The sequence below is a fragment of the Sphingobacterium sp. UME9 genome (genome assembly GCF_014170215.1).
GTDB lineage: Bacteria > Bacteroidota > Bacteroidia > Sphingobacteriales > Sphingobacteriaceae > Sphingobacterium > Sphingobacterium paramultivorum.
Map to the genome: position 1 here is coordinate 802,164 of NZ_LZZP01000003.1, position 15,198 is coordinate 817,361.

At 41.0% G+C, this 15,198-nt stretch carries 13 protein-coding genes; 7 read left to right on the forward strand and 6 right to left on the reverse strand.

What is annotated here, in order from left to right:
* The first annotated feature begins 41 nt into the window (after positions 1-41).
* From A9970_RS04845 to A9970_RS04875, 7 genes are all read left to right on the forward strand, one after another.
* Positions 42-1,214, forward strand: a complete 1,173-nt coding sequence (locus A9970_RS04845; RefSeq protein ID WP_182981516.1) for a HEAT repeat domain-containing protein — start codon at positions 42-44, stop codon at positions 1,212-1,214.
* A gap of 12 nt (positions 1,215-1,226) precedes the next feature.
* Positions 1,227-2,663 carry a glycosyltransferase gene (locus A9970_RS04850; RefSeq protein WP_182981517.1) on the forward strand — a complete coding sequence of 479 codons (1,437 nt, stop codon included), beginning with the start codon at positions 1,227-1,229 and terminating at the stop codon, positions 2,661-2,663.
* On the forward strand, positions 2,656-5,472 hold the full coding sequence (locus A9970_RS04855) for a tetratricopeptide repeat protein (protein WP_182981518.1): 2,817 nt from the start codon (positions 2,656-2,658) through the stop codon (positions 5,470-5,472). The genes A9970_RS04850 and A9970_RS04855 overlap by 8 nt, the downstream gene beginning before the upstream one ends.
* The gene (locus tag A9970_RS04860; protein WP_182981519.1) at positions 5,459-7,594 is read left to right on the forward strand and encodes a DUF4838 domain-containing protein; all 2,136 of its coding nucleotides are present in this window, start codon (positions 5,459-5,461) and stop codon (positions 7,592-7,594) included. The genes A9970_RS04855 and A9970_RS04860 overlap by 14 nt, the downstream gene beginning before the upstream one ends.
* The gene (locus A9970_RS04865; RefSeq protein WP_200845523.1) at positions 7,575-8,120 is read left to right on the forward strand and encodes a DUF1573 domain-containing protein; all 546 of its coding nucleotides are present in this window, start codon (positions 7,575-7,577) and stop codon (positions 8,118-8,120) included. The genes A9970_RS04860 and A9970_RS04865 overlap by 20 nt, the downstream gene beginning before the upstream one ends.
* Positions 8,121-8,285: 165 nt before the next feature.
* Complete coding sequence (locus A9970_RS04870; protein ID WP_153845952.1) at positions 8,286-8,702, forward strand: hypothetical protein; 417 nt, start codon at positions 8,286-8,288, stop codon at positions 8,700-8,702.
* A 39-nt stretch (positions 8,703-8,741) separates the two neighbouring features.
* Entirely contained in the window at positions 8,742-10,334 is a 1,593-nt protein-coding gene (locus A9970_RS04875) for an AraC family transcriptional regulator (RefSeq protein ID WP_182981520.1), read from the forward strand.
* A 4-nt stretch (positions 10,335-10,338) separates the two neighbouring features.
* Here the strand turns inward: A9970_RS04875 and A9970_RS04880 are convergent, their stop codons facing one another.
* The 6 genes from A9970_RS04880 to A9970_RS04905 form a co-directional block, all read right to left on the reverse strand.
* Positions 10,339-11,892, reverse strand: coding sequence for a M20/M25/M40 family metallo-hydrolase (locus tag A9970_RS04880; RefSeq protein ID WP_182981521.1), 1,554 nt, complete (start codon positions 11,890-11,892; stop codon positions 10,339-10,341).
* A gap of 118 nt (positions 11,893-12,010) precedes the next feature.
* Positions 12,011-13,111 (reverse strand): DNA alkylation repair protein, encoded by a 1,101-nt coding sequence (locus tag A9970_RS04885; protein WP_159726816.1) that lies wholly within the window; start codon positions 13,109-13,111, stop codon positions 12,011-12,013.
* 84 nt (positions 13,112-13,195) lie between these two features.
* The gene (locus A9970_RS04890) at positions 13,196-13,606 is read right to left on the reverse strand and encodes a glyoxalase/bleomycin resistance/extradiol dioxygenase family protein (protein ID WP_182981522.1); all 411 of its coding nucleotides are present in this window, start codon (positions 13,604-13,606) and stop codon (positions 13,196-13,198) included.
* Positions 13,607-13,702: 96 nt separating this feature from the next.
* Positions 13,703-14,386 (reverse strand): ATP-dependent Clp protease proteolytic subunit, encoded by a 684-nt coding sequence (locus A9970_RS04895; protein ID WP_153845956.1) that lies wholly within the window; start codon positions 14,384-14,386, stop codon positions 13,703-13,705.
* Between the two features lie 12 nt (positions 14,387-14,398).
* On the reverse strand, positions 14,399-14,671 hold the full coding sequence (locus tag A9970_RS04900; RefSeq protein ID WP_153845957.1) for a hypothetical protein: 273 nt from the start codon (positions 14,669-14,671) through the stop codon (positions 14,399-14,401).
* Entirely contained in the window at positions 14,652-15,185 is a 534-nt protein-coding gene (locus A9970_RS04905; RefSeq protein WP_182981523.1) for an RNA polymerase sigma factor, read from the reverse strand. Before A9970_RS04905 ends, A9970_RS04900 begins: the two co-directional genes overlap by 20 nt.
* Between the last annotated feature and the right edge of the window lie 13 nt (positions 15,186-15,198).

Below are 15,198 nucleotides of genomic sequence, written 5' to 3' on the forward strand. Positions count from 1 at the left end.
AGAAAACTGAGGACTGTTTATCAACCCAAAAAAAGAAGATTATGTATTACGATTTTTATCTGTATTATTTGAGCTACCTGAGCTCTCTTTACAATGGATATCCCTTAATTATTCGAATGACCTTGGTGATGGTCATGTTGTTGGCAGTAATTACACTATGTGGCATACTGCGCTTATTGTTTATAGGGTATAAAATAAATCGGGAAGAACGGCGAAAGAACAAAACGAAACAACATTTTGAGGAGAAACTGGATTTTGTTATGCGTAACAAAGCGAACTATGATGTCGAGGAAATCCAGGCTCTTCTAGACTATGATGTAAGTAAAGTGAAAAAGTGGAAATGGGAATTAGTGACCGATCTTGTTCTTTCGGTCAAAAATACGGTAGAGAAGGCAAGTGCACTTAATGTTATTAATTATAAGAATTGCCTTGAAGCGTTGGGATTGACGCGTTTTTGGGAAAAGCGTATGCGCGTTGCTGCCATTGACCGTCGGCGTGAAGTCTTACAAATTGTGGGTGAAATAGATAATGGAGTGAATAGTGGAGTGCTCTCCAAGTCAACATTTCATAAAGATATCCAACTGCGTAAGGCAGCACGTGACCTGTATACCAGTCAAGACACCTATAACCCATTCCGGTTTATGGAGGAAAACTTTGATGAAGCTTTCACTCAGTTGGATAAATTACGTCTCCATGCCACATTGATTAAAAAGTCAAATGAAGGTAAATTGCCCAATTTACTTCGCTGGATTAATAATTCAAAAAATCCAAATTATATCATTTTTGTGCTTCGTGAGATTGGTTTCTTCAAGCAATATGAGGCTTCAGCAACTTTATTGACACTTCTCGATAAACAAGAGAATAAGGATGTGCGGGCACAGATCGTAATGACACTTGGAGAACTCGACTATTTTGAATGTGCACCTGTGTTAATCGATAGGTTCGCCTTGGAGAATAGCAGTGTCAGAGAGGCTATCATTAAAGCGCTGGGCGGTCTGCGAGATGAACACACGTTGGCTTTCCTTGTAGAGACCTATCAGTCAACAGCAGATGTAAATATCAAATTGCTGGTGGCACGCTCTATTAAATGTCATGGTGAACAGGGAAAGCAGAAACTTCATCAGCTCAAAGAAGACGCCCGATCTGGAGCCAAGGAGAAAGAGCACCTGCTGCTGGATCAGGTGTTTTCAGAAAATATTTTCGTATCAGCCTAAACTTTTAGAAAAATGGTATACTTCTTTACTTATCTTATTTACTTTTATGCAACTACGCTTGCTATTTTCTATATAGCATTGCTCGTAATGAGCTATTTTAAAACGATACGTTATCGTTATTCTTATACAAAAAGAGACGAACATTATCTAAAAAACTTTCCGAATGAGGCGCCAGGAATATCTATTGTTGCGCCAGCATTCAACGAAGAAGTGATTATCTCTGATAGTGTCAACTCTCTCTTAAATCTCGATTATCCAACCTTTGAAGTAATTATTGTTAACGATGGTAGTAAAGACAAGACCTTAGCGATTTTAATAGACGAATTTGAATTAGAAGAAGTTCCTTATTATTATGTCTATAAAGTATACTGTAGGCCTGTTCATCGCATATTACGATCCAAAAATCCGGCTTATAGTAAGCTCATTGTCGTCGATAAGGAGAATGGTGGAACAAAGGCGGATGCAATGAATGCAGGTGTTAATATGGCTCAATACGCCTATTTTATCAATACCGATGTTGATTGTATTCTTGCCAAGGATACCCTGAGCAAAATTATTTTACCTGTATTGGATAGTGAACAGCATGTGATAGCAGTCGGAGCGACCATGCGTATGGTGAATAGCTGTTCGATAGATAAAGGACAAATTACACGTGTAAGACCACCAAAAGGCCTTATTCCTCTTTTTCAGGAAACAGAATATCTCCGATCTTATCTGGTAGCCAAAATGGGCTGGTCGATGCTCAATGCTATTCCAAACGTATCCGGCGGGTTTGGTCTCTTTGATACTCAAGTGGTGACCTCTGCAGGCGGCTTTGATTCGGCTTCTCACGCCGAAGATATGGATATGACCGTACGGATGGTAGCCTATATGCGGGAAAACCGAAAGAAATACAAGATTGCACAATGCCCATATAGTCTCTGTTGGACAGAAGGACCACCAAATATAAAAGTGCTGAATAGGCAGCGTACCCGATGGGGACGTGGTATGCTGCAATTCATTATCGATCATCGGAAATTCTTCTTAAACAAGGACTATGGCCGGCTTGGATTGCTTGTGATGCCTTACATTGTCTTTTTTGAATTTCTGGCTCCAATAATCGAGTTTACTGGATTTTTATTCCTGTTGTTTTTATTGTTTACGCATCAGGTCAATTTTGATACATTTTGGATGATGTTGCTTTATGCATACCTCATTGGTCTCTCTGTATCTATCATTACCGTATCGTATGATCTGGTATTGAATAAGCTTTACAAAAACTTTTGGGAATACCTCAAGCTCGTGCTGTTTTCGGCATTTGAAGCTATTATATACCATCCTTTGGTCGTGGTTTTTACCCTTAGAGGATACATTCAATATTTAACTAAACGAAATTTCAAATGGGGACAGATGACCCGTCAAGGGTTTTCGCCTTCAAAAAATGTTAACGCTGCCAATAACAATGTTTAAGAAGTTTACATACGCCAGTCTTTTTATAGGAATTTCTGGCGCTTTACTGCTGGCAAATCCCAGCTATGCCCAAAGGGCCGGAACGACAATTGAACGAAATAAAGATGCCAACGAAATTAATGAACTCTATAGCCAGGGAAAGTGGGAGGAAGGAAAGAAAAAAGTCGATGAATTTCTTCAAAAAAATCCCAAAGATTCAGATATGCGGATGCTGCTCGGGAAATATTATCTTCATCGGCAACAGTACGATAAAGCGCGATATGAGCTTGTAAAATCACTTGAATATGCTCCCGCAAATGTGGAGTCCAAGCATATGCTTGTTGCTGTGGAGACCGAAACACAGCGCTATTCGAGCGCGATCTGTTATATCAATGAACTATTGGAGGTCAATCCTTATTGGAAAGGCTTGTGGCGCAAGAAAATTGAATTGTACCGGACCATGGGCAACCAGGTCGAGGCAGATCGCTTATTGAAGCGTATCGCCCAGATTTATCCAGAGGATACCGAACTTAAATCGGATCAGAATTATCTCCTGGAGAAACGTAGCGCAGAAATTAAAAAATCAGGCAAGCTTGATCAATCCATTGAAATGGGCAAAAAATTGGTCGAAGATCAACCTCGAAAACAGGATAGTTACTTTTCGATTATCGATAACTATATCAAGGCGGGCGATTTTAATAATGCACTGGTCTACACCGAAAGGGCGCTAAATCAGTTTCCCCGAGATGCTGCTTTTGTGCAGAAGAAGATTGCAATATTAGAGCATCAACAACGATATCCTGAAATCTTGGCATTTTTGGATGATCAACTTAAACATGGTGGTAGTGGCAGTTTGCGATCGCAATACAATTATTTTTTGCTTGAAGCGGCACGAAATGCTAAAAATAACGACCCTGCGAGCTTATACGGAAAAATATTTGATGGCGCACCTGGAAATAAGGAGGCTTTTGATTATGTGTATAATGACCTAATAGCAAAGGAGCAGTATGAAGGTGCTATTGTTGCTTTAACTAAACATCGTCGTAGTGTAGGCGGGAGTAAGGAGTTAGACATGAGAGAATTGATGGTGTACAAGCGTATGGGTAATCAAGCCAAAGTATCAACTTTGACGAAAACCTATTTTGCAAAATATCCCAGAGATACCGATCTCCGGGAATCCTATGTCACGCTCACTTTACAGCAGGCGAAAACGAGTTTTCAGGATGGAAAAATTGGGGTAGCCATTAGTGATTGGAAAGATGTCATACGTTATGGGGATGATGCATCGATAGCGATAGCGCAACAGGGATTGTACAATGCTTATGTGACAGAAGGTCGGTATCAGGAGGCGATTGTTGTTTTGGACGATATTCTCCTTGACGAGCCAGGCGATGCAACATTGCTGTTAAAGAAATCGGATCTGTACAATAAGCAGGGGCGCTACGATCAAGCGCTTTTGATTTACGAACAGGTGTTGGGTAGAGCGAATGAGGAAGAGCGTCAGCGTTTGTTGAGCGGCTATAGTGACATCATGATACCACGCGTCAAAAACCTACTTGAAGCGTATAAACTCACTGAAGCGCAACAGTCTGTCGACAGGTGGCTCACCGTTGATCAATATAATCAAGATGCACTGCTTTATATGATCAATATCTGTTATCAGCTGAAAGACAACGATGCCATGTTGCGTTATGCACAGATTGCCGAAGGACAATATGCCGATGATGTCGCGTTTAAGATAAAACTCGCTGAAGCAATGACTCATAAGGTAGAGAAACTTGCGGACTCTTGGGCACTTTTACATAGCCAGGTAAAACTCAATCCCTTCCACATACCTTTGGTAAATACTTTCACAAATACGACAGAGGAATACGCCGGACGCTTGCTAAAGGGAAAGGAGCATGAGATGGCCTTGACCGTCATCGACACTGCATTGCACTACAAAGACAACAAGGTGCTGAAATATATGAAAGGCCTAGCTTACGAGGGACTAAGAAATTACGATTCGGCATACTATTATCAGAAATTTTATGAACCCTCACTGCTGGAATTGGATGATTTCAAAAGCCATCTCAATTATCTGGGGCAAAAATCTTTCCATAATACGGTTTCAGTATCGCATTTAAGGGCTAGGTTTGGTGATGACTATGCCATTTCAACGATCTCTACAGTCGATTATACCCGACTAAATGCATACGGGAGCACTTACACGGGGCGGGTAAATTATGCTGGCCGTGCTGAAGGCAAGGGAGTTCAGGGACAATTTGAATGGGCAAGACCATGGACAGCAGATTTGTCCAGTCGCTTGGATGTCGCTTGGGCCAATAAGTATTTTGCTAAAATTGCCTTGAATGCAGCCGCAATTTATACCTGGAAACCCTCTTGGGAAGCCGAGGCGGGATTGGGTTTTCGGAGTTTCTATACCAAGCAAAATCTGTTTAATCTGAATCTCGGAATCAGCAAGGAAATCGAGGATTTTCGCCTTAATGCCAAGTTGAGCAATTTCTATCTGAATAGCGCTGGTCAAGGGCGATATCTCTATAGTCTAATGGGAAAAGCGCAGTACTTTATGAATAGTCCCAAAAACTATGTATTAGCCATGGGAAGTATTGGTAACTCACCCGATATTGACTTGTTGGACAATCAATTCTATAATAGTTTTAATGTCTTCAATGCGATGGTAGGAGCAGGATTAGGACGATCTATCAGCCGTAATATTGGCGTGAGCGCAATTGGTACCTGGTATAATTTCCAAACAGGAAAAGAGTTGGACAACAGTACTTACCGAAATTTATATAATCTATATCTTCAGTTAAATGTATCTTTTTAAGGTCGCCATATTATTTATTTTACAAATTTTGCTGTTAAGCTGTGCGGGTGAGGCGAGTACATTCAAGTTTGAGTCGCCACAGCTCACCATAGCATCCAATGGTGATAAAAGCAGTCGTAATGCGGCAGATTATTTATACTATCACCTAAAAAAACGCATTCAAAATAGAACGGCCTTTCAGGTAAAACGTTCGGATCAGATCAATCTTCAGGGAGCAAACACGGTGTACCTGGAGCTTGTTCCGGATTTGGATTCCGATTATGAAATCCGTAATGAAAAAGATCGGCTTTCTATCTTTGGACGCGAGTATGCTACACTATGTTGGATTTCCTATCTTTTAATTGATCATTTCTCAAATTTCCATCAGTTGGATGTCGCTGACCTGCCACCCAACTACCTAAATTTTAACAGTCATAAAGGACATTTTTCGATGCAATACCGCGAGCCGCATTTACCATCAAATCTGGACGCGGACTATGCTGGGATACTGTTGACCAAAGCTACAGATCGCGACTGGGGAATTTGGGGGCATAATCTAAAACGCGTTTTTGGAAATAGCATACCGACCAATTCCTATGCATTCGTAGACGGAAAGAGAATAAATGAGCAGTATTGTTTTTCAGCACAGGAAACCTACAATGCGATTAGTTCATATATAAGAGATCAATATGGAGATGGAACAAAGGCACCAACCCATTTTATGATAGCTCCAAATGACAATGACTTGGTTTGTACCTGTAACGACTGCCAAAAAAAGGGGAATACGAAAACCAGTGCCACTGCAGCAGTTGGCGATCTGCTTAATCGGCTGGCACAGGAATTTCCAAAACACCATTTTTTTACCCTCGCTTATCGATCCACTGCCGAAGCGCCGAAAAGAATGTTGATGGAGAATGTTGGTGTATTTGTTAGCACGATCGATTTGCCAAAAACTGCAGTTCTCGATTTGAATTCGGTTGCTGTATTTAATTTTTCAATGCTAGCGAACAATTGGAAAACAAAGGTAAGGCATCTGTACGGCTGGGATTATGTTTCAAATTTTGACGACTATCTCACGCCATTTCCGGTCATGGAGCGTGTAAAGAAACAGCTACCTTTTTTTAATAGCCTTGGCATTGATGGGCTATTTCTAAATGGTAGTGGCTATGATTATAGTTCGTTCGAAGATGTAAAAACTTATGTATTTGCCGCCTTAATGATCGACCCATCGTTGGAAGTGCCGCAATTGATAACAAACTACCTGCAACGGTTTTATCCAAGTACCGGAAACTTGCTATCAAATTACTTAATTGGACTGGAGCGTAGCGCCCTTAAAAGAAACCACCCAACGGATGTTTACTCCTCCTTTCGCGAGGCTTTACGGACGTATATTGACCAGGAAGAGTTTTTTCATTTCTATGAGAAATTGATCCAATTGAATAAGTTCACCGTGGGTAATGAACGGGAGAAAATCGACAAATTATTAACGGCATTGGCTTATACCAAACTTCAAATTCAATATGCCAGCGCAGGAAGAATGCAGGGCGATAGGAAAAGGACGCCAAATTTGGAAACCAATAGCGATAACAAAGAAGAGGCACTGGATAGACTGTCTGCCTATACAAACTATGCTGACCTGAAGAACTACAAGGAAGAGGATGGAGCAATTCATAGGTATATCCAGGACTGGAAAGCGTTTGAGGAAAATTCCTTCAAGCGGAATGACTTTGCGCAAGCACAAGCAACAGGGTTGATATCGAAGCAAAGTTGTGAAGATAGTTACTTATTAAGTGATGGGTTAGACGGTTTTGCCAGTGATTTTAATCAGGGCTGGTTCCTAGCGGGTGAAGATATCGTAGTTGACGGTATCTTTCATAATGAGTCCGAGCAGAAAAAGAGACTTACACTACGTTGCCTGGTGCATGCCAAGCATCGAATGCTAGTGCCAGATCATGTTGAATTCTTTTGCAATGGCCGCAAAGTAGCAACTTATACGGCCGATGATTTTGAATTACAATCGGGAGTTGCTGTGTTGGAAAGGGAGGTCGAACTGGAGAAAAATGGAACGGTTCAACTAAGAATATACAAGAGTAAGGATATTAAAAAATCAGTAATTGCCTGTGATGAGATACGGATATATTAAAAATGCAATTTTCGCAGCTGCTATGCTGCTATTGGGGTCATGTATGGATATCGCAAACCGCAAGACCAGTATAGAAATTGAAGATAATGAGCGGCACTATTATCCATTGCTAGCCGGCCAGGAAAAAGATCTTTCTTTCAACTTGAAAAATACAGGTAAGAATCCGATGATGATCACTGATATCATTACTTCCTGTGGCTGCCTGAAAGTTGAAGAAGGGCTAGGGGCATTTTCCATCCCCCCAGGTAAGGAACGCTTATTGACATTCAGTTACAATAGCGCAAAAAATGTGGGTTACGTCAAACATTATATTACGTTATACGGAAATTTTGAGAAATCACCCATTCGCGAAATAATATTTGATATCAATGTGGTGCCAAATGCGATGTATACGAAAGATTATGAAGAGCTCTATAGTGAAGAGATCCGGGCGCAGGGTGGATTGAAAACCCTCGTAGACGGTGCAGAAAATAATAAGGGATATTTTATGGATGAAGATTTTAATAAGAGCATTCATGACAAATAGCTCTGGGCTATATCTTGGGAGATGTAATTCCTGTTAATTATTAGTTTATAATACGTTAGTGATGTCAGTCATTTTCGAGATGATAGTTGTCATTTTTAACACAAATTTAAAATAGGATATTTAGCGCCGATGATAGGTTTGCCTATATGGTTATTTATCTAATATATGGATACTGTAATATACGAGCCGAAAGAATTGCTGGTGGCCTTGATTGAATTGGAGAAAAGGTTAGCCACGGCACTTGGAAAATATTGCCCAAATAATGAGTTACTATTATCAGAGGATCTGGATAAGGCACTCGAGGATTTTTTGCAATTGCGTGAAGTCGCCGACAATGAGATCGGTTATCTTTCCTCACAATTGGCCCTTATACATTTGGAACGGGAAATAGAGCGTACGATCGAAGTTGTTATTGATTCCAATAATCTACGCGCATACTACGATTACAATGAATATGTCGTGAGGAAAGATGTAAAAAAGTTAGTGCAAAAAAGACAATGGCAGACCAAAGATGTGTTCTTGGCTGCGTTACTCGGAGGACTATTGACACTACTGCTGTCGTGGTTTTTTGTTTTGGATTAGAATATAAGTTTTACGAATATTTTACTGCTGTATAGGTTTATGATGAAGCCATTTATTTTTGTTTTTTTATTATTTCTCGTTTTGCTACAGCATAGTTACGGCCAGAAATTAAAGGAGGATCAGTTCAACAAACGTTACCTGGATGTTGTTGTATCTTTGGTAGCCATTGACATAAAGGAGGCGGAACGCGTTGCAGACTCTTTGCGACATGTCGCTAATACCGATGAACAGAAAATTAAAGTTTATATGTTGTGGTCTAAGCTTTATGAAAATAAAGGTGATATGAAACAGAGTATTCAAAGTGCTATGCGCGCGGATACAATCTCCAATGCAACCATGAACTTTTCCTGGCAGGCAACGACCTCGGGCTCACTGGCAACCTCGTTCCGTCAATTGGGCCTACTGAAAGCATCCGAGAGTTTTTTGAGAAAAGCTGAAGTTTCGAATGAAAATCAAACTGATCCGATCATGAAAATGCTTACACGTATCAATATTTTACATGAAAGAGCATTTCACAGTTTTGCCCAGGGTAATTATTTGGATGCCAAAGCATATGTGGTTAAGGCTTCATCCTATATTCAACACAATGCCAATGATGATAAAAAGGCATTGCTCATTAAAGCTACAAATGATCAGCTTATGGGAATTTGTGCCTTGAATTTAGGCGATTTGGCGGCTGCAGATTCTTTTTTGAACTCTTCCTTCGATAAAATTAAAACGGTTGAAAGTAATCTCAAACCGTATATCTATCGTGCTCAGGCCGAAGTGGCACTTGCACGCAATGATTTGAAAAACGCAAAGAAATACCTGGATTTGGTACAACCTTATCTCGAAAATGGTAGCGTAGAGGAACTAAGCATGTTAACCTACGAAACGTTGTCAAAATATTATAAGGAAAGTATAGATGAAAAAAAGTCACTTCAATATCGTTCCCTTTTTATTGACCTCAAGGAGAAAAGAGACAATGTAGCGAAGAGTATTTCCGATGATCTCATAGAAAACCTCAATGAAAGAAAGTTTTTTTATAGGAATAGGTTAATCTTCGCATTGGGCGGTATCACTGTGATCTTACTTTTGGCGACTGGCGTGATCTTGTTTTTTTATGAAAAACAACGGAATTATCGAAAAAAGTATGTTGATCTAATGGAAAAACAACCTGCAAAAATGGTTATTGGCAGCCCGCAGATCAAGCCCGAACTTCTGCTAAATGAGCGCGTAGAAAATCCGGGCAATATCAAAGCGAAAGAGGTTAATATGTCTAAAGAAACGGAAGACCGATTATATCAGCTCCTGCTCAAAAAAGAAGCCGAGTTATTTTATCTGGAAAGGGGAGTTACACTGAGCCAGCTTGCAGCCAGCATGGGAACGAACAGCCGTTATGTAACCTATATCATCCAAAAGTTCAAAGGCAAAGACTTTTACGATTATCTCCAGACAAGGCGGATTGATTATATTGTGGATAAGATCCGTACTTCTCCGGAGCTCCTGGATTTTAAATTATCCTATCTTGCAGATATGTGTGGCTTTGCATCATTAAGTAAATTCTCTTCTTCCTTTAAAACCGTTACCGGAATGCCACCTTCGGCATTTGTACATTTTGTAAAAATGGAAATGGAGCAATATAACCTTTAGCAAGCTAGTCCGTTTTGGCACTAGTTTCATCGTCGTAGTGACGCATAATGTAATAAAAATAGTCTATCATCTTCAGGTAGTTTTCAATGCTGATGTATTCATTGGTACTATGCATACTCTGCTGTTCAGCGTGATTAATTTTAATGGGCATAAAGCGATAAATATGATCACTGAGATTTTGGTATTTGATAGCGTCGGTTCCGCCAACGGTCAGGTAAGGCGTAACAATAAGATCAGGGTATAGTCTGCGGATAGAAGCTTCCATCATCTTATACGCTTTAACGTCTGTTGGTGAGACTTTGGATGCTTCTCGGGCATTGTCGACCTGTTCGATCTCAACATCAAACCCGCTTGTAGCCTGCTCGACATGATCCCGAACTTCCTGTAGGGTGTTTTCAGGCAATAGCCTAAAATTGACGACAAATTCAACTTCAGGTGAAAGTACATTGGGGGCATCGCTGCCCTTCATCATCGTCAGTGCCGTAGTTGTTCGCACGAGGGCATTAGTCGAATGGTTTTTCGTTAGTTGAGCCAGAAGTAAAGGTTCCATAATCCAGCGATTAGCGATCGCAAAGCGGGAGGCAAAAGGCATACTACCACCAACCTGTTGAAAGAAGTTTTGGATAATAGGGCCGATCTGTGCTTTCATCTGGTGATTTTCTAAGCGCTGCATGATGACTGCCGCTTTACCAATTGCACTCGTTGTTGGTGGCATCGAAGAGTGCCCACCAAGACCTTTAACCTTTATTTTCAGGGATAAAAATCCCTTCTCCGCACAACCGATCAATGCTACATCGGAGCTGATTCCCTTGACCGAGCCCTTTTCCAGAATGAGTCCACCCTCGTCATAAACGGCTTCGAATTTAAGGCCTTTTTCTTTGAAGTAGTCTGCTATTTTAGCTGCGCCGCGTACGCCACCAACTTCTTCATCAAAACCAAAAGCGAGGTAGATATCCCGCTTGGGCTGTACCTGTTCTCGAACCAACTGTTCCGTAGCTTCAAGTAAGGAGAAGAGCATGCCTTTCATATCTAAGCTTCCGCGGCCATAAATGCGGCCGTTGGCTACTGCTCCCGAAAAAGGTGCATAGTCCCATTCTTCGGCTATTTCGCTAACAGGGGGTATTGCCTGGTCTCTAGGCTGAAATAGCGTTGAATCGTTGTTTTTTATAGCAGCTGAACCGGGAGGAACAACATCCATATGCGAAAGAAAGAGTAGCGGAAGCAAGCTATTGTCGCTTCCCTTGAGTCGAATGACCAGCGCGTGGCCATTGACCGTATAGGTTTCCAGAGAGCGATAGATCAGTGGAAAATTGTGCCTGATGTAACTATTAAGTTCTTCAAAAGGAACATGATTAAATAATGTCGAGTCGCCAATAGAGATTGTGGCTATTTTGATGCCGCCGGCAAATCGGGCAACAATGCTATCATTGGCCGCTGGCTGCACAGGCGTTGCAGCAGATTTTTTGACACGCGTAAACGGGTAAGTCAGCGTTCTAATTAAAAGCCCAATGATAAATAGGATAAGTAAGACAAAAAGGATTAAGAGAATTTTCTTCATAACAGACCTCATATTAACATAAGAACTTACCTTATATACGCTGGGAAAAACCTGTCCAGCGTATATCCTGTTGTTTCTAGTAGAACACGAAAGCCCTTCGTTTGTTTCTTATTTCCCGTTAAATGTGCAATAGCTCAAATTCCTGTTGAACTGTTTCTTGCCCATTGACGATAATTGAAATTTTATGTTTCCCTGCATAGAATTTCCGGGTAGTAATCAATTTGAAAGATTGCTTTCGCTCGATACGGTTTATTTCAGTTCCCTGATAGATTCGTTCACTAATTTTAAATACCTTTCGAGATAGCTGACCATTTGACTTTTGATAATACAACCCATACTCCAGACGTAGTGATCTGGCGCTGCTGCTTCCATTCTCAATTTCAAAGGAAAAAATAAGGTGTTCACCTATTTTAACTGCCGGTGTATGGATACTGAGATTCCTAATATGAAAATCGCTACTATCCAGTCCATAAAAGCTTAGAATCGCTGGATGTCCTTGTTTGAGTAAGGTGCGGCAGCCATGTTTAATGATGGCATCTGTATTTTTACTGATGCCATTCCACTGCTGGGCAATGGTCAGAACGAGATGGGGATGATCTTTGGCAATATCGTTGAGATTGTTGGCCACACTTCTTCTGACGCTCTCGGATGGGTCATTATGGAGGTTTTGGAGGATAGGCAGGATAGGGGAAGGGTCGTTTTTCAACGCTGGAATTGCCATCGCCCAGGGGAGTCGGGGCCTAGATCCTTCACTTGCAAGGCGTCGAACTTGAGGATGTGGGCTTTTGGACCATCTTTCCATTTCCGCGATCATACGAGATCCATAGTTGATAATAAATGGACGGACGGCAAATTCGCAGGTTATGAATCTCGTGACGATTTCAAATGACTGCACAGCTGTTTCAAAATCTCCGATACCGTAAGTTTCGATATAGTCCGGAAAAATAACATATTCAAGGCCTCCCCGATGCTTCGTTTCTAGGAGATGTTCCACCACTTGTGTTAGTAAGGCCGCTGCTTCGGGAAAGGATGCCGGCATAAATTCATGTAAGGCCGCTGTGCTATGTTTTGTACGCTGTTTCCATTCCATTTCATGAAAACTGCCTGAAAAAACGCGTTTGATAAACTGTTCTCTGTTAAAACTGTTGTCAACGCGGTGGAACTGATCGGCAATAAACTGATAAAATTCCGGTGTATATATATCTTTAATTAGGGCCATGAGTTGAATAAATAGCTGTTAAATATCGATTAAGGGAGACAAGATACTAATTTTTAGACTTTAGTATCTTGTCATGTGAGCGGGTTAGTTCGTGGCTTCTACGCCAAATTTTTTGATCGCCTCAGGGCTCAGCGGAGTGAAAAAGTTAAGCATGTTACCATCGGGATCACAAAAAAGCAATGAGCGATTACCCCAAGGCATTGTTGTCGGCTCCTGAATGATTTTTGAAGCACTATTTTTGATCCGAATATATTCATGATCTACATTTTCCACTAAAAATTCAATAATAGTAGGGGCCATGTTACCAAAGATAATGGGGCTGTCGCTAAACATTTGCATCGTACGAGTACTTCCTATAGCTATGGTAATCGAACTGGTGGAAAGCTCGGCAAAATCTGGTGTAAACCATTGTGCGGTGAGCCCCAGTATTTCTTCATAGAATCTGACGGACTGCTGAATGTCATTTGCAATCAGTCGAATGGATGTTAGTTTCATGCTGATATAAATTTATTGATGACAAAGTTAAAAGGGCCATTGACAATAGTCTGTCAATAGCCCGATTGAAACTGTCAATAAATTTACTTATCCTTGCTAGATTAGTACGTCGTCAATAATTCCAAATTCTTTTGCTTCTGCAGCAACCATCCAGTGATCCCGGTCGCTGACATCATGTACGCGTTGATAGCTCTGTCCACTGTGTTTGGCAATAATATCATACAGCTCTTTCTTGATTTTCAGCACTTGATTGGCTGTAATTTCGATGTCCGAAGCCTGTCCTTGAACACCGCCAAGTGGCTGATGAAGCATCACCCGTGCGTGTTCCAGCGCGCTTCGTTTGCCAGCAGCACCGCCGCAGAGTAATATCGCACCAAAGGAGAGTGCCATACCAGTGCAGATCGTTGCAACATCCGGGCTGATCAATTGCATTGTATCATAAATACCTAATCCGGCATAAACTTCGCCTCCGGGAGAGTTGATATACAGTTGTATATCTTTTTTTGGATCGACAGATTGAAGGAATAACAGTTGGGCTTGTACGATATTGGCGATGTTGGATTCTACGGGAGCACCCATAAAGATAATACGGTCAATCATCAATCTGGAAAATACGTCCATTTGTGATACGCGCAATTCGCGTTCTTCGGTGATATATGGCGTCATGGCCAGCGGAATGCGCGACTGTTCGATGCCTGAAATATAATGATCCACCAGATCTTTTTGGACATAACAATGCCCTACCGCAAATTTGCGGAATTCATTTTTGTCAATCGTCATGATATTAGGAATTTAGGATTTGCTAAATAGCTTTATTATTTTTTTTCTAAAAGAGACATGTTCAGGATGCGTAAATAATGCCTGCGTTATGGCTTCAATTTCCATTTTCACTTGTTTGCGCCCGAATTGCCGAATAGCTGCATAAGCTTTTTGTTGCGCAATAACCTTGTGTGCCAACTCTTCGTCCAACACCAATTTCGCTTCAAAAAGCAGTGCATCTTCCGGCTCCGCTATTCCAAAGATATACGCTTCTATCTGTTGAGTTTCATTCCATGAAGTCATCATAAACCAGGGATTTTTTTTTAACGGATTCTCTAACTTTCTCCAGGCATTTAAATTTCTGTACAGTGGCGCTCCTTGCTCCCGAATAGCCATGTTCATCTGCAATTTCCTGCAGCGACATTTGGTCATAATAGAAGCTTTTCAAGAGTTCTAAACATTTACGCCCAGCAATCTCCAAAAAACGAAACAGCCTTGCGCTAGAAGGAGACTCTTCGGTTGTCAAAGCAATATCCACTTGATCTAAGGGAAGGTTTGGACTGAATTGACCATACCGTTTTAACCATAGATTTTTGGCTGTTCCAACCAAATAGCCAATATCGTTGTTTAGTGGTGCTGCTGTTAAAAGAATCTTTTCATAATACACCAGCAAAGCGTCCTGAAATACATCTTTGGCTTCATCCAAATTACCTCCCATGCGACTGATATACTTAGCCACGATGGGAAATGTACGTTTATACAAGTTCATAAAGAGCACCTGTCGGTCTATTGTTCGATTTGAATTGATCAATTGTTGCATAGCAATATCATTT

Excerpts from the sequence above, each read along its gene's own strand:
- A9970_RS04900 (WP_153845957.1), bottom strand. The coding sequence starts at position 14,671 with ATGATGACTTCATGGAATGAAACTCAACAGATAGAAGCGTATATCTTT.
- A9970_RS04880 (WP_182981521.1), bottom strand. The coding sequence starts at position 11,892 with ATGAAGAAAATTCTCTTAATCCTTTTTGTCTTACTTATCCTATTTATC.
- A9970_RS04845 (WP_182981516.1), top strand. The coding sequence starts at position 42 with ATGTATTACGATTTTTATCTGTATTATTTGAGCTACCTGAGCTCTCTT.
- A9970_RS04885 (WP_159726816.1), bottom strand. The coding sequence starts at position 13,111 with ATGGCCCTAATTAAAGATATATATACACCGGAATTTTATCAGTTTATT.
- A9970_RS04895 (WP_153845956.1), bottom strand. The coding sequence starts at position 14,386 with ATGACGATTGACAAAAATGAATTCCGCAAATTTGCGGTAGGGCATTGT.
- A9970_RS04890 (WP_182981522.1), bottom strand. The coding sequence starts at position 13,606 with ATGAAACTAACATCCATTCGACTGATTGCAAATGACATTCAGCAGTCC.
- A9970_RS04865 (WP_200845523.1), top strand. The coding sequence starts at position 7,575 with ATGAGATACGGATATATTAAAAATGCAATTTTCGCAGCTGCTATGCTG.
- A9970_RS04875 (WP_182981520.1), top strand. The coding sequence starts at position 8,742 with ATGATGAAGCCATTTATTTTTGTTTTTTTATTATTTCTCGTTTTGCTA.
- A9970_RS04855 (WP_182981518.1), top strand. The coding sequence starts at position 2,656 with ATGTTTAAGAAGTTTACATACGCCAGTCTTTTTATAGGAATTTCTGGC.
- A9970_RS04850 (WP_182981517.1), top strand. The coding sequence starts at position 1,227 with ATGGTATACTTCTTTACTTATCTTATTTACTTTTATGCAACTACGCTT.
- A9970_RS04905 (WP_182981523.1), bottom strand. The coding sequence starts at position 15,185 with ATGCAACAATTGATCAATTCAAATCGAACAATAGACCGACAGGTGCTC.
- A9970_RS04870 (WP_153845952.1), top strand. The coding sequence starts at position 8,286 with ATGGATACTGTAATATACGAGCCGAAAGAATTGCTGGTGGCCTTGATT.
- A9970_RS04860 (WP_182981519.1), top strand. The coding sequence starts at position 5,459 with ATGTATCTTTTTAAGGTCGCCATATTATTTATTTTACAAATTTTGCTG.